Raw genomic sequence first — 18,560 nt, 5'->3', positions numbered from 1 at the left:
GCCTTGGCCTTGGAGGCGTCCTGGTCCTGGCCACGGAACTTGTAGTTGGTGGTCAGGCTGACGTTGCCGGTGAGCTGGGCGCTGGCCAGCATGGGAAGGGTTGCAACAAGGGCAACGCCCAGGGTCTTGATGATGGCGCGGGTCATGTTTCCTCCGGTTGGACAAAGTAGGGACAGGGGCTCTAAGCACGGACCGTGCCACTGGCACGCCATGCCGCGCCGGGCCGTTGCTTCGCGTTACATGGATCCCCCGGTACAGTGAGGGGTTGTTCGCTCCGCGCCATGCACTTACTTGGTGCAAGGCGCGCACTACGCGCAACTAAAAACCACAAAACGCACCCATCTGGGGAGAATCTGCTTCATGAGTCTTGCTTTGGTGCAAAGCCGCGCCCTTCTGGGGCTGCAAGCGCCTTCGGTGACGGTCGAGGTGCATCTGGCCAACGGCCTGCCCAGCTTCACGCTGGTCGGCCTGGCCGAGGTGGAAGTGAAGGAAGCCCGCGAACGGGTGCGGTCGGCGCTGCAGAACGCGGGGCTCGAATTTCCGCACAACAAACGCATCCTATGTAGTCAAGCGGTTTTTGCTTGATGTGCGTACAGTAGGCTTGCTGTCTCGGGATTTATGTAGTTGTGCACAACTCCCCTCGGCCCTGCGGGTTAGGTTGTGCAGCCTCTGGACGCTCCGCCTTCCCCCAGGCGTCGGCTAAGGCTTTGATTGCCACAGCTCATCCGCCTCTTTGCGAGCTAGGTCAAGCGCTTCCGCCAACGCTTTTTTGCTGGGCGCCGAGGCATAGGAGATCGCCAGCAGCGTTAGTGGATGCACATTGAGGACAGATGCAATCTGCTCGATCTTCTTGAGAGTCGGACTCTTCAGACCTCGCTCCAGTCCGCTCACGTATGTGCGGCTGGAGACCAAGGAAAAGTCCTCCTGAGTGAGTCCACGAAGATCACGAACCACCCGCAGCGCTTCTGGCAGGCTATTGTTCGTGCGGCGTCGGGTTGGCATTCCCCAATTACCGCGAATTGCACACTATAGGACTACAATCTATAGTGTTCATTTTCAACTTCGTGCTTGCTTTCAGTTGATCCCATCTAGTGAAATTGAAGTTATCAGCAGGCTAGACATTCCTGAAACTGGCGGGACGAGCACAACTTGCGTGGCACGTCTGCTCATGTGAGCATTGTTCGTGTACTGATTGAGCGGAGACGTGATGAAGCAGCCAGATTTCAACAGCGCCCCGGACATCGTCGGACCGCTACTGGTCACGGCAACGAATGTGCGATATCTGATGGACTTTCCTGACGGGTCCGAGAAGTTGTACTCTGCGGATGTAGAGCTTCGCAGGGGCGAGAGCTTGCTGCGCCGATTTGAAGCCATCTTGTTCTCGGAGGGCAGTTCCGCGGCACTCATCTACGGGGTTGAGTTTGAAGACGGGTATCCCAAAGGACTTGCTCGCGAATTCGCGACAGAGCAGCAGCGTTTCATCAGTTTCTTGCGACTGCAGAACCATGAAACCAACGTGATGCTTGGATCGCTTTCAGGCCTGTTCAGCAGTCTCTGCTATTCAAGCGAGCTACTGGTTACGCGAGCATTTCTTGCTGGTCGCAACTCGTCTTTAGACGCACTAGTCGGATATCGAGACAACCAAACTGGCAAGTACGTCCACTTGATAGTTGGGTCAGACGATGCATAGCGCGGGGCACGCTCTGTGTGATGAGAGCGGCGCGAGGCTACCTGCCTAAAAGCGTAGTCGGTTTACGGCGTATTGCGCGCGGACTGAGTTGCCAGCCAGCGTTCAAAGTCAGTGATGTAGGCATAGCGATTTCGACCATCCCCCACAGGGCATGCCGAGCCACGCAGGAAACCTGAGAATGCATCCTGATAGGGTTGGGGCAACGAGTCAACCACGACATAGACTGCGTCGGAGTAGCGATAGGTCTGTACCAAATCCTTGAGCTCGTTGGGTGTCATAGCGTCTGAATTTTTCCCTCATAGGGAGTGAGTCATGCAACCTGAAGAGACTTCCACAGCGCGTGCTGAATTAGCGAGCACCGGCGGCGATTTAAGCCCATGTTTGTGCCCTCGCTGCAATTGGCTCGGCACCAACGATCAAACAGGTGACGCTTCTTCTTGCCCTAAGTGCCACACCAAGGTGAGTCCGCTGCGGCAAAAGGGGCTGGACAGCTTGCGTACCCACTATCAGCTGCTTCCAAAGATGGGGTACTCGCCGTCGCTCAGCCTCCAGCAAAAGGACGCGGAGAGGGTTCGCCTAGAGCAGTTTTTCCAGCGCATTGGAGCGCCATTGTGAATCTTGCCGACCTTGAAGCGAAGTATCCGCTGATTTTTACTCAGGGAAAGCCCTGCGGTGGACCGGGCTGGGTAGCAATGCTCGATGTGTTGTGCACTCAGATTCAGGCACGCGCAGACGAAACTGGTGTGCAGCCAGTTGCCCTACAAGCACGTGAGAAGTGGGGGTTTCTCAGTCTCCGCTTCCTTCGGCTCGACCCAGCAGACACATCGATGGTTTCGTACGTTGAAGCGCTGTCCAGAAATGTCTGCGAGGTCTGTGGTGGTCCAGGGCGGCACATCGCGGAGAACTACCATCGGACGCGGTGCGATGAGCATAGAGACGTGCTGCCAACGTGGCCCACTTCCGCGCGCTAGGTTTTGAGCGAACAGCATGCAAAACCACCCATTTTCAGTACCGAGCTTCCGATGGATATTGCACTCTGTGAGCCCGCTCCCCGTAATATGTCCATCTTTGACTGAAAGAAACAATGGCAAGCTACAAAGAACTTCTCGCCCGGCGTCAAGCCCTGGACGCTCAGATTGAAGCCCTCCGTAAATCAGAGTCGCAGGATGCGCTTGCGACCGTCCGCCAACTGATTGCCGAGTTCAGCCTTACCCAGGCTGATATCTTTCCTGTTGGCCGCTCCAAGAGCCCACTCAAAGGCAACACCGTTGCCCCAAAGTACCGAGATCCCCAAACGGGTGCTACCTGGACTGGCCGCGGCAAGCCGCCTCTGTGGATTGCGAACCAAGACCGCACCCAGTTCGAGATCAAGTAGCCCGCATGCGGGGCATGGATATGGACATGGAATCACATCCGATCCGGCCTTATCTCACACCTGAGGCTTATGCCCGGCGCCGCAGCTTGGGAGAGCAGTTTGATCGCGCTGCACTCACGCCTGAAGAGGCAATGAAGACTCCATCGCCATGTTGAAAGAGCTGCAGCGTGATCCTCAATAAAAGCCCAATCCAGGTTCTCTCGGTTTCAAAGAAGGCTCTGAGCGATGACATACCGATCCGATCTACGCATCCGCTATCCAGCCTTTCTTAAACGTGCTTCGCTGAGTTGCGGCCCAGGGTGGGCTGGGCTGCTGGACGCCCTTTGCGAGCGCCTATAGCACCATGCGGACCAAAGCGGGCAGGCGGTTCAAATTACCCAGGCAAAAGAGAAATGGGGTGAGCTGTCGGTGAACGGCATGGGCGGCGATGCTCACACGTATGGACTGATCGACATGGCCGAAGCGTTGTCGGCGCACATCTGTGAACTGTGCGGCAGTCCTGGCAGCCTGCAGGAGGGGCCAGTCTTCCGCACACGCTGCGGTGCCCACGCTGACAAGTAGGTAGCTCCGCGATGTCGACATTGACTATTTCTGCCCAGATCTCGTGATCGCCTCCAATAGCGGATGGGGAAGCCCTTCGTCTTTGACCAACCCATCCGTAGCTGGCCTAAACAGTGCGGAAAGAATCAACTTTCGATCATCATCGGAAGGGAGCTTTTCCCCTTCTAGAAATGCGAGATAGGTCTTTACCATAGTGACACGCTCTTCCGCGTCTGTCGCCAAATGAGTGTGGCTCAGGAACATCCGCACCACTAGTCGAATCGCCCAGACTCCTAGCACGACAACTAAGGCGATCAGCGAAAGTCTCAGAGGTTCAGGCTTCCCACTCTCAAATGGAGGGAAATACCACAGGAGGATAGCGACAGCAAACAAGGTCACGCCAAAACTGCCTGCGATAACCTTTATCAAAGTAGTTGCTTTTGTATTGTGGCTATGCGCCTTGGATTGCCAGTATTCAACTGGAGCACGAAGCGTCATGCTCTCGCGGAAAGTTTCCCGCAGACTGTTCATCTCTCCGCGATGCTTCTCGAGCGCGTCCGAGTGAGATGATTCGATTTCCTCCAACTTTGCTTTGAAATGCTCGCTCTGCGTCGACATTGCAGAGTTAATGGCTTGGGTGGTGAGAGAAAATTCGCGATGGAGTTCGTCAAGTACTTCGCGCCGATCCCCATGCATGCGCTCTGCGCGGGCTTGAACCTCATCCATCGCGCGATTCTTGGCCGCCATATGAGCCGCAACATCACCAAACAATTTTGCACTGTCAACCAACCCGGAAAGGAATCCAGCCCAAGAGCCAAGGTCTTTGGCGTCGAACTGGTAGCCGCTGCTAGTTTCCGTAGGCAGCATTGGGAACAGATATGCCAACGCAAATTTGCGGTCAGAACTTAGTTGGTGAATTCGGGTCCCGAGCTGACTCGTGCTATGTGGCAAGCCTTTTTCACCATAAGCCACGGCAAGTTGGTCTCTGGCGTGCAAGACATGCGTCTGAGACGCCTCAGCGTTGCCTTGCGAACGATAATTTGCCGCTTGTTCTGTTTGATTGATTGCGTTGTGCAGTGGTCCCATGGCCGCATCGAGCGCGCCCTTATGGTGGCCTGGCCGCTCGTCCTGGGTCCAACTCCAGAAATTAAGTTCATGCTGGAGCCACGCCATCAATTCTTGAACACTTGTCGGCGCCAGTACTCCGCCATTGGAACCCAAGTCTAAAATGAAAAGTGGTGGCTCGGGCGGTTCGGCTGCCTTCGAAATTCGTTCTTCGTTCACAAACCCTCCCAAGAATATTACTGCTTAATCGATTATCTTCTTGGCGCCTGCGGAGGCCCTGCGTTCCTGTTTAGGGCAATAGCGGTCGCGCGCTGAAATGCGATCCAGGAACAATTTTCAAAGACGATGAAAAAGTGTTTTGTATCGCATTAGAGCTATTCCAATCAAATCCTAAGTGGCAAGGAAATCTTAGGTTCAATTGCTTTTAACTTGCTGTGTGCCTCGAGTATGTCCTCATATAGCTCAGCATGCCTTGGAGCTTCTACCGTTACAATCAATGCGTACCGCAGTAGCTCTGCGCGGCCCTGCACGGGTCCGCCTCCGGCGCGGGCGTTGTAATGTATGTCGAACGATGCCTCCTTCAACGAACTTCCGTACATGGTGTCCGAAGCATGCAGCACGGTTTCCCATTTCCCGAGGTCAGCTCGCTCCTCTTGCTCTGTTCTGAATTCTGCATGAGAAAAGAATGGCCTTGTCACAGCGGATGTTCCAGTGACCTTTTTTCCCTCCGCATCCTTCTTCTCCTTTTTATCGATGTGAGGACGGAACTTGACAATTAGCCCGGCCTTTGTGTACGCAGCTGAATCTTCAACGTCCACCGGAGTTGTGTAGCAAAAAGTTGCAGTAATCTTAACCTTGCCTTTAAGTTCTTTAGACGGCAACGGAAGCGGCGCGCGCAAAAACTTTCCTGGCTTCAGCAAGCCCTGATATATTATTCGCGCCATCCCATCTCCGCATAATATTATTTCATTAACTTCTGCAGGCACTCTCCCCCAGCCGACTTCGTTCGGATCGTGTCCATCATCTTTCGCGGCTCCATTAATAAGAAGAGCCTTGATCGTTAATGGATGAACATCCTCTCCAAGAACAGCTCGGATTCCTACTGCAGTACGAAGTACCGAAGGGGCGGCGTAACTGGTTCCCATTGTCGCCAGCATTTGAGGACGGCGTCCGCTTGAAATTATGTGAAAATATTCATCTCTGCTCCCCCCGAATGAAACTGCATCTGGCTTTCGGCGCCCAGGGTTTCGGCCAGGACCGACAGCACTATATGCGGCTCGACTCCAATCTCTACTACTATGGTCGGCGGCCCCAATGGTAAGTGCATTGACGCAGTCTGCAGGTACCATAATTCTGTTGAGTCCATTTTCTTTCGACGCTCTCCCATTGTTTCCAGCGGCTACTGTCATTAAAATATTGCCGTCAGCGAGCAGCGTATCCAGCGATGCAGTCCAGGCGTGCAGGTCGCTGTCATCCGTTGGAGATTCCGGACCTACGCTAAGGTTAACAAACTGGTATCTTCCAGAAAGAAGGACTTCTTCCACATGAGCTAGCGTTCTGTGAAGTTCGAACGGGTCTTCTTCATCCGATTGCTCGTCTAGCACTCGAAAGTGATCGACGTAAGAATAAGGGCGGGGAGCTTCGTGGGTGGTGCTCAACGGGCCAAATAGAAATGCAGACGTTACGCCTAGCCCGTGTTCTAAATAACCGGGCACATCTTTCGCGGTAATATCCGAAAGTTCGTAGTTTTCGATGAACCGACCAAGGGCATGATGCTTTGGAAGTCCTCCGTCAAGGATTGCGACTCGAGGCTCATCTGAAATTGGAGCAGCTGTAGGCAGTACTACAGGGAAACTCACTGCGTGCTCCGCAACAGTTGGTCGCAGTTTTCTTATCTTCGGCATTGCGCGAATAGAGCGAATAAGACTATATTGCGCAAGCTCCGACAACGCCGACGCATCGCCTTCCGCTCCAAGAAAAAGCATTCTACCGACGGGAAACAAGAATTTCGAATTTACGCGAAAACCCACGCTCGCTGCATAACTTGCGAACGACTCATATAGCTGGCGTATTGTATGATCGGGCCAGGCATGCAGACTTATTTCGAATGCCTCTGCATTCTTCGCGTCTCTTTTAATCCGATCTGCAGGGGACATTGCCGATAAGTTTTCAATCTGCGTAAATTGATTTGCCTCTGCGATGTCCGGCTCAAGAGAGGCGGCGAAATCTGGCAACTTCGCAATCGCCGCTCTCGTGGCCGTTACATATAGCTGAGTAGACTCTGAAATATTGGGAGCAGTTCGACGAAGTTCTCGTCGCGGTTCAACCTTTATGGTTTTGCTGCCAATGTGCGTTAGCCCTGCTTCGCGCAGCAAAGCGCCCGGAAACGTCGATTTTGATATGAAGGCCGGGTGAAGATCAATCCTCAACACCGCGAGATTTCCCGGGCAAGCATCCCTGGGAATGCTCGCAATACTTTTTGCGGCTTTTTCAAGCTGAGGAATGAGAACCTTCTTCGCCTCACCCAACGTGTATGGCATTGCTTTACTCGGTTTCATTTTCGGCGGAGGAATATCGAACGTCAGAAGTTCCCCTCTGCCGATTATGAACCGATTTGCCATACTAAAGCTCCCTCTTGTCTTTTGCCATGCCCCGACCACGACGTGGGGAGGGGCCGGCGTGTTTACGAATGGTATCCCGAGCAACGCCCGTTATTTCATTTATTTTATTGTGTGACAAGTCACCACTTTGCGCCAAAGCTGTTGCCAAATTTATTCTTGCAGCGTGGCCTAATTTCTCTACATGGCGCGATGCGAGCTCGCTTATGCTTGTTAAAACGCTACCCGGCTCAAGCACTAACGTCCGCCGCAGCGACATGATAAATCTTTCGACATCTGACAGCGACTGCCCTTCAAGCGCCGCAACAAGTACGGGAAAGTAGTCTTGCAACTGTGAGCAGTCAGTGCCGATAAAACGTTGTATTGCCGCTTCCAGCTCGGTATTGTCAGGGAGTTCGAATTTAAGTACGGCATCAAATCGTCGCCAAAGGGCAGGATCGATGAGTTCTGGGTGGTTTGTTGCCGCGAGTAGAAGGCTGTTGTCAGGCCACGCATCTACTTCCTGTAGTAGTCCAGTGACCAGCCTTTTAAGTTCGCCGATATCACTCTCGTCACTACGTCGCTTAGCAATCGCATCAATTTCATCAAGAAGAAGCACCGCCCCTTGCTCTTTCGCATGATCAAAAACCAGCCGTAGGTTGTTCCCGGTCCGGCCAAGCAAACTGCTCATTACCGTCGTCAAATCAAGGATCCACAATGGTTTGCCTAATTTATACGCGAGCCAGCGCGCGCTGAGCGTTTTCCCTACACCCGGTGGGCCAGTCAAGATGGCCGAGCGGGTCGGGCGTACGCCGTGAGCCTTCAATTTTTCGATTTCAATGCGTTCCCGAACAATGGCCGCCAATTCATGCTTCGTACCTTTGCTCAAAATCGGCTCGGAAACTCCGCCTGGTAAGTCATCAAACAGCCTTACGAGAGATCGTTGTGTATCAGCGTCCTTCGGAAGTGCTGGATGAACGGCGTCCGCGACATCGCTGATTGCAGTCGCTCTTCGAAGGAGCGCCGAAGGTCGCCCGGCTTCACGCAGCGCTTCGTTGACGAGCTCCGAAAGTTCAGGCACGTGTACTCTGTACTTCCTGACAACCTTGCCCAGGAACAGCCGCACGTCATCTGGAACGTCACGAGTGGCCAACCTCGCCAAACTGGCGAAGTCACCCTTAATTTCCTTGAGCTCGTCTATTTCTTTCATCTTTCGCCTAAATTCCGTACTTTTTTCTGAATTTCAATTGACAAATTCTAGTTCGGAATTGGCGAAGTCGCACAGTGTTGCTACAATTTCGCACCAAGCCACTTGGGCTTGCGCACGATCATAGGGGGACAACGATGCCACTGGCGCTGCACTTTCTAGACATGGGTGACCGGCCATACGGGGACGCGATCCTGGTCCGATTGCATGGCAAGACGATCCTGGTTGATGGGGGTCATCGCGGAGATCAGGTTCGGGGCCGGAGAACTCCTGCATTCCAAGACCAGATCGCTGCATGCCTCAAGACCGAGTTGCCCGTCTCTATTGACTTGCTCGTTATCACGCATTGCCACTCAGATCACATCGGTTGCCTGCCAGAAGTGATCTCGTCAGGTGACTTGATCGTTAAAGCAGCTTTAGTTGCGGACGAAAAATTAGGCTTCGGGCGTGGGGAAAAAGAGCCGCCCTTCCTGTCAGACGACCCTGTAGTTGCCAAGGTGGTAGCAGCCCTCCGCGAGGAGCCGATCTCAACCGGCCGAGCTGACAAAGAGCTGGCGGAGTTCTTGGAAGACGCGGTCCGACTGGAGGATCGGTATTTAAGTCTTCTCGCTTTATTCGAGAGCCAAGGCATTGAGCTTGCGCGTTGCGGGGTAGACGAAGTTGAAGACTTCCCCAAGAAACTGAACCTGCGCGATCTCTCCGTAATTGCGCCATCTCAAGAACAGCTGCTCCGATGCGCCGGTGTCATCAGCAGAAGCACGGAACGGGCCCTAGATGCCGTGGCCCATTTGCGTAGCCTCGATGGAGATTTGTCAGCGATCGAGCTGTATCGCGAGGTTGCACGTCCGGCTCTCAACTTGGACTTTCACGCGGACGCTGCAGGCAAGGGCGCAGCGCTGAACGATCAGAGTTTGCTCATAATTGCTGGGGCGGGCAAGAACAAGTGTCTACTCACGGGTGACATGCAGTTTTCATCGCCAGATGTGCAAGGCATCTCCCGCGAGATGTCACGTTTGCGCAAACGTGTGGAGGATGCGGGCCCTTACGCGCTGGTGAAGCTTCCGCACCACGGTTCATACAACGGCGTCGACGAGAGTGTTCTAGACGAGTGGAAGGCGAAAGCTCTTGTGATCACGACTGGGCGCGGGCATCCAGCGCATCCCAGCGCGAGTACGTTGGAGCTTCTACAGAATACTCAGGAAGTGAAGTGGGCTAGAACGGACAAGAACGGATTGATATCTGCAGCGATACGAAATGGTCAGACAACGTTCACAATCGCTTCCGGCATTCTTGACGATTCGTCGCCAAACCAAAGCCCAGACAATCTTGCGGAATCTCTTGAATCTCAGCTTGAAGCAGGCCTAGAAGAGCGGGTGGGGACCAGCGAGGTCGCCGCGTCTGAGACCACTGTGGGTGGGCCTCAAACTCATCAAGTAGCAGAGTTTGTCGAAGTCATCACTCGTGTTCCCAATAAGAAAACCCGAGTGACGATTACCATTGACATTGATCCGGCGGTTCCTGTACCGGCGGTTATTGCATCCCCACGCACAGCGCCTATACATAGAGCACCGAGTGATAAAGCTCGCATATTTGCCGCGGGTCGGAAATTGCCGCCCTTGCTCTTTGTCACAAATCGAACGGCGCTTCTGGCAAATGTTGGTGAAGCTACGATGGCCTTAGCTGAGCGATTCATCAGGGACGCAGGTCATGAGCTCATGGACGTTCAAAACTCCTCAACGCCTTGGGAGAAGATTCGCGGACGTAGTTTAGTCAGTGGCGCAGGCGCACACGGAGTGGTTCTGCTTGGGGGGCACGACGTGGTGCCCTCAGTTAGACAAGATGTGCTCCCTCCTCACCTAAGGTCCAGCTTGGGCAGTGAGGCTCAGACGGATCCTGATCATTTTTACGTCTGGAGCGACGATATCTATGGAGACACAGATGGAGATCAGATCGCCGAGCTCCCGGTATCGCGCATACCTGATGGGCGTTCCGCCGATTTCTTTCTGAAGGCGTTGGCTGCTAGCCCAGCTCAGATGCCTGCAAAGAAGGGCGTGCGCAATCACGCACGCCCCTTTGCGGACGGTATTTTTGCGAGTGCGGGCGGCCGAGCGGGTGACTTACTGGTGTCAAATCCACACCTTCGCAGTAGTTTGAACTCTACCCATTTGGCTCTTGCTGACCTGTACTTTATGCTTCATGGAAGTGATTCCGACGGAACAACTTTTTGGGGCGAGAGCGACGATGGCGACTTTGTCGAGGCGATCAGCGTTGACGAGATCTGTGCGATTGAAGGTTCAACAGTCTTCTCTGGGTGCTGTTGGGGCGCGCTGACGGTAAACGGCCTCGCCCATGTGCCAGGCGGGCCGCCAAGCTCTCGACAGATCGACCACTCCTTGGCGCTCACATGTCTTTTTCAGGGGGCAAATGCCTTCGTCGGTTGTACAGGCGCCCACTACTCACCAAGACCAGGACAAAGAGCCTTTGGTGCACCAATGCATGAGTACTTTTGGCACCATTTCGCCAAGACCCAAGCCCCAGCGAAGGCGCTTTTCGAGGCAAAAAAGGAGTTCCGGAAGAACATGTTCCATGATGCGCCGAGTGATCTTCACAAGGCAGTGGAACACAAGATCCTAGACCAATTTACATGTCTTGGCCTAGCGTGGTAACCTGACATGCCCCTCCAAGGAGCGCCAAATGGGAAAAAAGTCAAACTCAGATGCTGAAGATTCGGTGGCTGTCGCTCAAAAGGCGATGCCAGGATGGCACGCAGTGACTCAGATCGACGCGTCACATCCCGTCGTTGATGCCTTGCCGGGTCGCACACTCGCTCAGCTTCAGAAGAAATTCTTGGGAACTGGACTCAGATCTGCGCAACACGACCTACACACTGACGGAGCGGCAACTGCCGGTGTGCCTGCACAAATGGTTAGGATGGCACGCAACATTCCGGGAAAAGGTCCGCAGGAGACGGTTGTGATCGTGTCCGGGAACAAGGTGATCGCACGCCAAGGCTAAGCCAACCTTGTAGCGCGACTTTCACAGGATCACTCAAATCTGGAGATGCGCGCCACGATGTTCCGTGAACCTAGCAGTTGTTCAGCAGAGGCTTGACGCTAGCGACCGGCCAAAGTTGCCCACGTCGGTAGTGCCTCCCGATAGGCTCGCTACCGGACGTCCGCCGTGTAGCCGGGCAGATTTTTCCTGTAATTTCTTACCAGTTGCACAACGCGTTCGATTGCGACCAAGTAGTCTTGCGCGGAATCGGGCGTCGGGATGACTTCAGCATGAGCAACCTGATTGCGCAAGTGTCGTAGCTCTCGTATCAGCTGTCTCGTTCCAGCAGGTAGCACATCTGACGCTGTGATCGTTTGAAAGACCTTTGCGTGTCCTTCAAGCGGATCAACCACCAGTCCAGTTTGACGTCCGAGCTTGTGCAGTTCGCTATCAAGGGTGGTCCACCCTTCAATGATTGTCGCGGTAGGTTCTGTTCGGGCGATGAGAAGCTTTGCAGCTGCGTCTTCGATACCTGGATTGTTCGTCGACCGCGAAGCGCCTGACGTAGCGTCGATTTCGCCTGGGTCAGCAGCGTATTCGCGCTCTTCGCTTGGATTAACGATTACTCGAGGGGCATCGGGTACAGCATCACGTGCATGGAGGTCAGCGCTACCTTCACGCGCATGCTTGGCTGCCAACTCGAACTCCGCCTCAAGAGGACCGGCTTTGAACTTGCGTAAGTTTGGGATGAGGTCGAGAAGCTTCTTTCGGAAAATCAATCCCAACACTATCGCGGCGACCGGCCATGCGAGCGAGTCAACAACTCTGCTTATGAACGTGAGCAAGTCCATGGTTGCGGGTCAAGCACGCACCAGTCCGAGCGCTTGATTCCATAGAACCGCTGAATCGCCCACCCAGTTTGGAACAGTTTCAGCTCCGCCTCCTGCACCATGGGACATCTCCCACGTAGTCGATGATGGTGTTGCGCCAAACAATGCGCCCGCGTCTGCGGGGAATCTCTTGTTGTCCGTTGTTGCGCCATATGGATACTTAAGCGACGGGTGGTCTCTCCACCCGCCCAGCGCAGCAGCATTCACTACAGACAAAAGCAAGGTGTGGTTGGCACCGCACTCCGAATGGCCGCATGCGAACCGGACTCTAAAATCTGGCTTCCAGTCCCCGACCGCGGCAGGGTTGTACCACCACTCCCAACCAGCCAAGTCGAAGAACGCGGCCCAACGAGCTTCCAATGGGGTCTTGAATTCGAGTTCGTCATATATCGATGCCATATATGTGTCATCCTTTTGATCTGGAACGAATCTAACAACCGAACACTAAGCTTTCGGCCCTTCATTGTCTATCGCTCTCCGCTAAGCCTTTCCAGCGCCTGCTCGACGGTATCAACTCGCTCCAGGCACACCTTGCAGGCGGCCACGGACTCCTCGACGATGCGGGGCAGGTCGTCGATGTTGGGCTCTCAGTGATGCCGCAGCGTCCGAGGCTTTGAATCATGTGGTGCGTGGTGATGGCAAGCCTAACATCTATCACCGAGAAACTCGCCCGGTGTTGACGCAGCCCGACATGATGGCATGTCTATTTCCGTTGGAAATTCCACTTGGTGGATGATCGCGAGTAAAACGGAGGGCATGGACTCGGCCCCACCTTCACCCAGAAACTGCTGCGGCTTCTGCCGTGCAACCAGCTACGGCAAGGTGATCGCGCGTGATGCCAGGGGCGCCATGCGCGGCACGGAGCGGTTGCGTTGCACTGGCTGCGAACGTGAGTTCGCGGATGTGCAGTCCTGGCGCCAGGGTGCGCCACGGGCCCCAGCGTCTACCGAGAAGAGCGCATGAGCGACACCTACCTCACCTCATCATTCAAGGACAAGGATCGGGTCAAGGCGCTGGGTGCCCGCTGGGACCCGGCCAAGCGGCAGTGGTATGTCCCGGATGGCCTGGTGCTCACACCCTTCGCGGAGTGGCTTCCCGTCGGCGGCGCTACGCCTCCTTCGCAATCCACTGCGCTGATCAGCCCGGAGATGGATCAGGGTGGCTCCAGGAGCCTTTCTGCGGCCCCACGGGGCATACCTCTATCCCAGCTGCTCAGCGGCGTGGCTGCGGCCGTTTCCCAGGCCTTCCGGGCCGGCGTTTGGACCCTGGTCGAGGTGGTGGACACGCGCGTGCGCAATGGCCACGTTTACCTGGAGATCTCGGAGCGGGATGCGCGCGGCGTGGTGGTGGCCAAGGCCAGCGCAGCCATCTGGGCCAACACGGCCAGCCGAATCCTTCCCGAGTTCGAAAACGCCACCGGGGCCCAGATCGGCCCAGGCATCAAGCTGCTGGTGCGGGCCAAGCCGGTGTTCAAACCCCAGTTCGGTTTCTCGGTGGAGATCGACGGCATCGATCCTGACTACACGCTGGGCGACCTGGAAGCCCGTAAGCGGGAGATCCGCGAGCGCCTGCAGCGCGAGGGGCTGTTCGAGCTCAATCGCCGCCTCCCAAGCCCGTGGGACTATAACCGGGTGCTGGTGGTAGCGCCCGAGGGCGGCGCCGGCCTGGGAGACTTCCAGGCCGAAGCCAGCAGGCTGGAGAGCTTGGGCATCTGCCAGTTCCTTTACATACACAGCCGCTTTCAAGGTGACGGTGCTGCCTCCGAGATCCGCATGGAGCTGCTCGGTGCGCTGGAGCGTCTCAGCCGCGACGGGGTGGAATTGGATGCCGTGGTCATCATCCGCGGTGGAGGTGCCATCAACGACATGGCCTGGCTCAATGACTATGCCTTGGTTCGCGCCGTGTGCGAGCTGGAGGTGCCACTGCTGAGCGGCATTGGCCACGAGCGCGACAACACCGTGCTCGACGAAGTGGCGAACATCCGGTACGACACCCCTTCGAAGGTCATTGGAGGTATCGAGCGGGTGATTCTGCAGCGGGTCCGGGAAGCCAAGGGGCTGTATGCCGATGTGATTCGCGATGCAGCCAGGGCAATGGACACCGCCGGGCGCACGGTGGGCCAGAGCTTCACGGCCATCGAATCGGGGGCCCGGCAGAAACTGGCCCGCAGCCGGACCGAGGCGAGCGAGTTGCTGAGCGATGTGAAGCTACAGGCGGCGCAGACCATCCGCATTGCTTCCGAGAACACCGAGCGCCAGATGAACGAGGTGCGCCGCCTGGCTACCGACCAGATCGCACTGGCCAAGCGCGAAGTGCCCACAAGGCTGGCGGAGATCCGGGCCGATGCGCGCCAGACGCTGCAGACGGCACGAGCCAGAATCGAAGGCGAGCGTGGCTTCGTCCTTGAGCGCGGTGTGGCCGACCTGCGCTACATGAAGGACGCCACGGCCCGGACCTTCGAAGACACTGCCACTCTCGCCCAGAAGACCCTCACCGATGCCCGCACGAAGACCCAAGCTCTCATGCGCGAGATCGCGGGCCAGGGGCCTGCCAAGACCTTAGGCCGCGGCTTCGCCCTGGTGCGCGGCCAGAACGGCCATGCGGTTACCAGTGCCGCCAGCCCAGAAGCCGAGATCACCATCCAGTTCCGCGACGGGCTGCGCGCCGCGCGGCTCCAACCGAAAGACAAGCCATGAGCGAGACCTTCCGAGAGTCCTATCGGGTGCTGCAGCAGCACGCCCAGACCCTGCGCAAGCAGAGCGAGCCCAACATCGACGACTTGCTCACGATCGTTGAGGAGTCCGTGACGGCCTACAAGGTGTGCCAGACCCGCATTGATGCGGTAGAGCAGGCCCTTGAGAAGGCGTTGGGCAATGCGCAAACCTCGGCGACAGACACATCGGTGAAGCCGGCGCAGGAGAAGTCAACAAGTACCGGTGCTCCGGGTGATGACGACATCCCTTTCTGAGTTTTGGCCGCGAATTGGCGTCCTTGGCAACTGAGAATTCATTCTTGACTAGCTGTTTTGGCCATATTTGCTGGCCAGCAATATGGCCAAAACAGCTAACGCACCGACGCCTAATTCTGCACCTGACATCCTGTGAACTTCAACGCTTCCTGGCCACGCAGCCTCTGCTTGGCCATTACCCTTGTCATGGGCGTTTCTGGCATCGCCAGCGCGCGAGCGCCCAACCCCGTTTTTGAGAAGGATGCCTTTCGCGTCCCGCAGCCCACCAGTTTCGCGCAGTGCCCGCGGTTTTTCGTGGGCGGTAAGCCACCTGCCGTGCCGGCCAGGCCACTGCATCGCGAACTGTGCTACGAGGCCTTCGCGGTGCTGCACAGCGGTGAGACGCGCACGCCCGTCTTCGTGGCCCAGAGACTGAATCGCCGGGTAATTGAACAGGCCGACGAAGAGCGCGCCGACAAGTTCTTCGCGGATGCCCGGTTGCCGGCAGCCGAGCGGGCCGAACTGGGCGACTACAAGCGCTCTGGATACAGCCGAGGGCACATGGCGCCAGCGGGCGATATGTCCACGCCCACGGCGATGGCCCAGAGCTTTTCGCTGGCCAACATGGTCCCGCAGAACATCCAGCACAACGGCGGCGCTTGGTCGAAGATTGAGCAGGACACCCGGCGCTACGTGGCGCGCGCCAAGGGCGATGTCTATGTGATCACCGGGCCCGTCTACACGCGCTCCAGCCCGTCCATCGGGGCCAACGAGGTGCGGGTTCCAACCTACCTCTACAAATTGGTGTATGACGCGACAACGCAGCGTGCCTGGGCCCACTGGCAGGCGAATCGGGAAGGCGAGCGCGTGAAGTCGCCGATCACCTACCAAGAGCTCGTGAAGCGAACGGGGATCGATTTCTTGGGCCGCGGAGCAGTCCAACCCTGATGCGCTTTTTCAAGGGATGGACTCATTCCAGTAACCTGGATCTACTGACCGTATAACGTTAGCCCAGAGCACGCCTGCAACAAGCTTGATCACTTTTGTTTGTAACTGAGCCCTGAATGACTTACCTTCAACGCCTGATGGAGGAAGGTAAATGCATTCAGTCCGTATTACTAGAGAGAATCCAGCGTTGGAGCGACTGCGCCGCTCATGGCAGACAGCGGTGTACACCAGTGAGGATGGCTTGGGAAGCATGGCCTCACTCTATGAGGCAGGCGATGCTTTGGTAGCGGTGGCCGTTTTCACCGATGGAGGCTGCCATGTGCTGGGCAGCGGCGTCATGATTGGCCCTGGCCTTGCCATTGTGGCGACTCACGTACTGGATGAGTGCAGAAGCCAAGGACTTGAGCCGGTACTATTGACGTTCTTGCCAGACGGGGCACGTGCGTGGCTCCCGCGCGAGAGCTCTAGCGTGTCGGGACCTAGCAAGTATCGAGACAACGAGAAGATTCGTTCTGACATCACATTGCTAGGCTGCACGCTCAACTCGGACGCTGCCGAGCACCACCCCCTCACGCTCGCACCGTTGCAGGTTGGACTACCGCTTGTCGGCGAGCGCCTTTGGGCGTTTGGATATCGTCATAGCGGCATAGATGAGGGGACCGCCCAACTTTCGCCGCTAGTGTCTTCAGGTTTGGTGACCGCGGCATACCCTCGCGGGCGAGGCGAGCGAATGCCTTCAGTGTGTGTCGAAGTGGACATGGATACGAAAGGCGGAATGAGCGGAGGGCCGGTCGTCAATGCAGATGGCGATGTGGTGGGCATCGTATCGTCCTCTCTAGAAGGCGGACCGTCTTACGTCACGCTCGTCTGGGAAGCGCTGCGCATGTCTGTTTTCAGCCCCTTGAGCATGCTCTCTCGCTGGGAGGAGATCAACTTGATCGACGCAAACGACCTCGGTCTAGTGAGAATAAAGGGACGGTTTCGCAGAAGCGCGCGAGGAACAGTCACGTTGACACTTTCTGCCCCAGAAGTTGATCTGATCGCCCGCTCTGAAGATCCACCCCCTTTCGTGTTGCCTCCAGAAGGCAGCAGCATCTTGGTGGACGACCAGCTAGAGGAATTTGAGGAACGTTGGATTCGAGAGATCGAGGAGGCCGCGAGCGACGCTGCCTTAGCCCACCTGTCGCAGCTATCGTTGCCATCGATTAGGAGCGCCCTAGCACTAAATGAGGTTCCGTCGGCATGCCTGGATACTATCTCCTCCGCCTATCCGGAGAGCCGCGAAGGGCTCGAAGACACCGACCTTCACGCCGTGAGGCTCAATAGTGACGGGACTGTATTCATCGCCATGGTGTTTGACGTGCTGACAGTCGACTGGACCGTTGAGGTGCCAGCCGAGGCGTATGCGGCTCGCGCTCAAGATTTTGATGCTTACTTCATCAATGCCAGTGTCGAAGGCGCGACCGCCAGGATGGAGCTCTTTCAGCGCTGGTACTTCGAAGCCGAATTGCTGCTGGACCGAGAGGCAGTGCAGTTCCCACAGGTAAACATTACCTACGCCGGCGTCAAGGTGCGAAGGAAGCGCAAGCCCACTCAGCCGCGCGTCAGTGCGCCAATGTAGCCAAGGGTAGGAACACGAATCACCATCAGGTCACACCACCGAAATGAGCCCGCTTCGATACTCCTTTCATACCCTTGATCGACGTCATTTCTGGCGCCTGCGGAAGCTTCGAAGAGAAGCCATTGAGGATGAAACGCTCGGGCGTCGAGCCGTCCGAAAAGCTGCGCTGAGCCGATACGCCATCAGGCGGGACCTCGATTCCAACGACATGCATGGGCTCTTCATCGGCGCTCGCCTCCTTGCGGTCTGCGAATGGCGAGTTTGCTCTGCGTACGATTTCAATCCGGACGGCGCTTCGATCCACGAGGTCTCTCTGGGAGGCCTAATCGTTGCAAAAGCACAGAGGAAGAAGGGCCTTGGAGGGCGCTTGATCGCACGCTGCCTGGCGCTTAGTAGCGGTGTGGCTGTCAGCGAGTATCGCCTTCTAGTTAACTGCCCTGTGCTGAAGCCAAACACTCCGGCGCGAAGGCTATACCGGCGATTTGGCTTCGATGACCAAAATGCAAGACGTCAAGCCTTGTGCAAGGATGACTACGTGGCCACTGGGATCCGGTACAGGGTTTGCGAGATGGTACGTCCAGGCTCCGCCAAACAGCCTGTTATTGAGTCCTGATACCGGGTGATGCTTACCGTTGGTTCGCTCGTTAGATGAACCAAAAATCCTCTTGCCGATACAGAAAGCCCCC

General features: G+C 56.3%; 16 protein-coding genes and 1 pseudogene. 9 read left to right on the top strand and 8 right to left on the bottom strand.

All coding sequences use genetic code 11. The features are described from left to right. Positions 1-360: 360 nt before the first annotated feature. Positions 361-573 (top strand): annotated as a pseudogene (locus ACIGHN_RS27655) (magnesium chelatase domain-containing protein); the annotation flags it as partial. 126 nt (positions 574-699) lie between these two features. On the opposite strand, the gene ACIGHN_RS27650 reads toward ACIGHN_RS27655, so the two are convergent. Beyond that, on the bottom strand, positions 700-1,002 hold the full coding sequence (locus tag ACIGHN_RS27650; protein WP_396507494.1) for a helix-turn-helix domain-containing protein: 303 nt from the start codon (positions 1,000-1,002) through the stop codon (positions 700-702). Positions 1,003-1,207: 205 nt separating this feature from the next. Here ACIGHN_RS27650 and ACIGHN_RS27645 point away from each other — a divergent pair, with 205 nt between their 5' ends. Beyond that, complete coding sequence (locus ACIGHN_RS27645; protein ID WP_396507492.1) at positions 1,208-1,690, top strand: hypothetical protein; 483 nt, start codon at positions 1,208-1,210, stop codon at positions 1,688-1,690. A 62-nt stretch (positions 1,691-1,752) separates the two neighbouring features. Here ACIGHN_RS27645 and ACIGHN_RS27640 read toward each other — a convergent pair whose 3' ends face one another. Continuing rightward, complete coding sequence (locus ACIGHN_RS27640; protein ID WP_396507490.1) at positions 1,753-1,968, bottom strand: hypothetical protein; 216 nt, start codon at positions 1,966-1,968, stop codon at positions 1,753-1,755. Between the two features lie 806 nt (positions 1,969-2,774). Here ACIGHN_RS27640 and ACIGHN_RS27635 point away from each other — a divergent pair. Further along, complete coding sequence (locus ACIGHN_RS27635) at positions 2,775-3,065, top strand: H-NS family nucleoid-associated regulatory protein (protein ID WP_396507488.1); 291 nt, start codon at positions 2,775-2,777, stop codon at positions 3,063-3,065. A gap of 585 nt (positions 3,066-3,650) precedes the next feature. Here the strand turns inward: ACIGHN_RS27635 and ACIGHN_RS27630 are convergent. From ACIGHN_RS27630 to ACIGHN_RS27620, 3 genes are all read right to left on the bottom strand, one after another. Beyond that, positions 3,651-4,889, bottom strand: a complete 1,239-nt coding sequence (locus tag ACIGHN_RS27630; protein ID WP_396507486.1) for a DUF6161 domain-containing protein — start codon at positions 4,887-4,889, stop codon at positions 3,651-3,653. Positions 4,890-5,053: 164 nt separating this feature from the next. After that, positions 5,054-7,210, bottom strand: a complete 2,157-nt coding sequence (locus tag ACIGHN_RS27625) for a S8 family peptidase (RefSeq protein WP_396507484.1) — start codon at positions 7,208-7,210, stop codon at positions 5,054-5,056. An 82-nt stretch (positions 7,211-7,292) separates the two neighbouring features. Then, positions 7,293-8,477 (bottom strand): AAA family ATPase, encoded by a 1,185-nt coding sequence (locus ACIGHN_RS27620; protein WP_396507482.1) that lies wholly within the window; start codon positions 8,475-8,477, stop codon positions 7,293-7,295. Positions 8,478-8,611: 134 nt separating this feature from the next. On the opposite strand from ACIGHN_RS27620, the gene ACIGHN_RS27615 reads away from it, so the two are divergent. Then, positions 8,612-11,140: a ComEC/Rec2 family competence protein gene (locus ACIGHN_RS27615; RefSeq protein ID WP_396507480.1), complete on the top strand. Its 2,529-nt coding sequence runs from the start codon at positions 8,612-8,614 to the stop codon at positions 11,138-11,140. A gap of 498 nt (positions 11,141-11,638) precedes the next feature. Here ACIGHN_RS27615 and ACIGHN_RS27610 read toward each other — a convergent pair whose 3' ends face one another. Further along, on the bottom strand, positions 11,639-12,319 hold the full coding sequence (locus ACIGHN_RS27610) for a hypothetical protein (protein WP_396507478.1): 681 nt from the start codon (positions 12,317-12,319) through the stop codon (positions 11,639-11,641). Between the two features lie 506 nt (positions 12,320-12,825). After that, entirely contained in the window at positions 12,826-12,936 is a 111-nt protein-coding gene (locus ACIGHN_RS27605; protein ID WP_396507500.1) for a hypothetical protein, read from the bottom strand. Positions 12,937-13,317: 381 nt separating this feature from the next. On the opposite strand from ACIGHN_RS27605, the gene xseA reads away from it, so the two are divergent. The 4 genes from xseA (at position 13,318) to ACIGHN_RS27585 (ending at position 17,874) form a co-directional block, all read left to right on the top strand. Then, positions 13,318-15,054, top strand: a complete 1,737-nt coding sequence (gene xseA / locus ACIGHN_RS27600; protein ID WP_396507476.1) for an exodeoxyribonuclease VII large subunit — start codon at positions 13,318-13,320, stop codon at positions 15,052-15,054. After that, positions 15,051-15,326 (top strand): exodeoxyribonuclease VII small subunit, encoded by a 276-nt coding sequence (gene xseB, locus ACIGHN_RS27595; protein ID WP_396507475.1) that lies wholly within the window; start codon positions 15,051-15,053, stop codon positions 15,324-15,326. The genes xseA and xseB overlap by 4 nt, the downstream gene beginning before the upstream one ends. Positions 15,327-15,512: 186 nt before the next feature. Further along, on the top strand, positions 15,513-16,253 hold the full coding sequence (locus tag ACIGHN_RS27590; protein ID WP_396507498.1) for a DNA/RNA non-specific endonuclease: 741 nt from the start codon (positions 15,513-15,515) through the stop codon (positions 16,251-16,253). Positions 16,254-16,503: 250 nt separating this feature from the next. Next, complete coding sequence (locus ACIGHN_RS27585) at positions 16,504-17,874, top strand: serine protease (protein ID WP_396507473.1); 1,371 nt, start codon at positions 16,504-16,506, stop codon at positions 17,872-17,874. Positions 17,875-17,899: 25 nt separating this feature from the next. On the opposite strand, the gene ACIGHN_RS27580 is transcribed toward ACIGHN_RS27585, so the two are convergent. After that, on the bottom strand, positions 17,900-18,178 hold the full coding sequence (locus tag ACIGHN_RS27580) for a hypothetical protein (protein WP_396507502.1): 279 nt from the start codon (positions 18,176-18,178) through the stop codon (positions 17,900-17,902). On the opposite strand from ACIGHN_RS27580, the gene ACIGHN_RS27575 reads away from it, so the two are divergent. Beyond that, positions 18,083-18,487 (top strand): GNAT family N-acetyltransferase, encoded by a 405-nt coding sequence (locus ACIGHN_RS27575; protein WP_396507496.1) that lies wholly within the window; start codon positions 18,083-18,085, stop codon positions 18,485-18,487. The genes ACIGHN_RS27580 and ACIGHN_RS27575 overlap by 96 nt on opposite strands. Positions 18,488-18,560 lie beyond the last annotated feature (73 nt).

It is taken from the genome of Acidovorax sp. NPDC077693, from assembly GCF_044542805.1.
Classification (GTDB): Bacteria; Pseudomonadota; Gammaproteobacteria; order Burkholderiales; family Burkholderiaceae_C; genus Acidovorax.
This window is presented reverse-complemented; position numbering and strand designations above follow the sequence as displayed.

Bases quoted from the DNA above. Each gene is read 5' to 3' on its own strand.
- ACIGHN_RS27650 (WP_396507494.1), bottom strand. From the start codon at position 1,002: ATGCCAACCCGACGCCGCACGAACAATAGCCTGCCAGAAGCGCTGCGG.
- ACIGHN_RS27645 (WP_396507492.1), top strand. From the start codon at position 1,208: ATGAAGCAGCCAGATTTCAACAGCGCCCCGGACATCGTCGGACCGCTA.
- ACIGHN_RS27640 (WP_396507490.1), bottom strand. From the start codon at position 1,968: ATGACACCCAACGAGCTCAAGGATTTGGTACAGACCTATCGCTACTCC.
- ACIGHN_RS27635 (WP_396507488.1), top strand. From the start codon at position 2,775: ATGGCAAGCTACAAAGAACTTCTCGCCCGGCGTCAAGCCCTGGACGCT.
- ACIGHN_RS27625 (WP_396507484.1), bottom strand. From the start codon at position 7,210: ATGCCATACACGTTGGGTGAGGCGAAGAAGGTTCTCATTCCTCAGCTT.
- ACIGHN_RS27620 (WP_396507482.1), bottom strand. From the start codon at position 8,477: ATGAAAGAAATAGACGAGCTCAAGGAAATTAAGGGTGACTTCGCCAGT.
- ACIGHN_RS27615 (WP_396507480.1), top strand. From the start codon at position 8,612: ATGCCACTGGCGCTGCACTTTCTAGACATGGGTGACCGGCCATACGGG.
- ACIGHN_RS27610 (WP_396507478.1), bottom strand. From the start codon at position 12,319: ATGGACTTGCTCACGTTCATAAGCAGAGTTGTTGACTCGCTCGCATGG.
- xseA (WP_396507476.1), top strand. From the start codon at position 13,318: ATGAGCGACACCTACCTCACCTCATCATTCAAGGACAAGGATCGGGTC.
- xseB (WP_396507475.1), top strand. From the start codon at position 15,051: ATGAGCGAGACCTTCCGAGAGTCCTATCGGGTGCTGCAGCAGCACGCC.
- ACIGHN_RS27590 (WP_396507498.1), top strand. From the start codon at position 15,513: ATGGGCGTTTCTGGCATCGCCAGCGCGCGAGCGCCCAACCCCGTTTTT.
- ACIGHN_RS27585 (WP_396507473.1), top strand. From the start codon at position 16,504: ATGGCCTCACTCTATGAGGCAGGCGATGCTTTGGTAGCGGTGGCCGTT.
- ACIGHN_RS27575 (WP_396507496.1), top strand. From the start codon at position 18,083: ATGCATGGGCTCTTCATCGGCGCTCGCCTCCTTGCGGTCTGCGAATGG.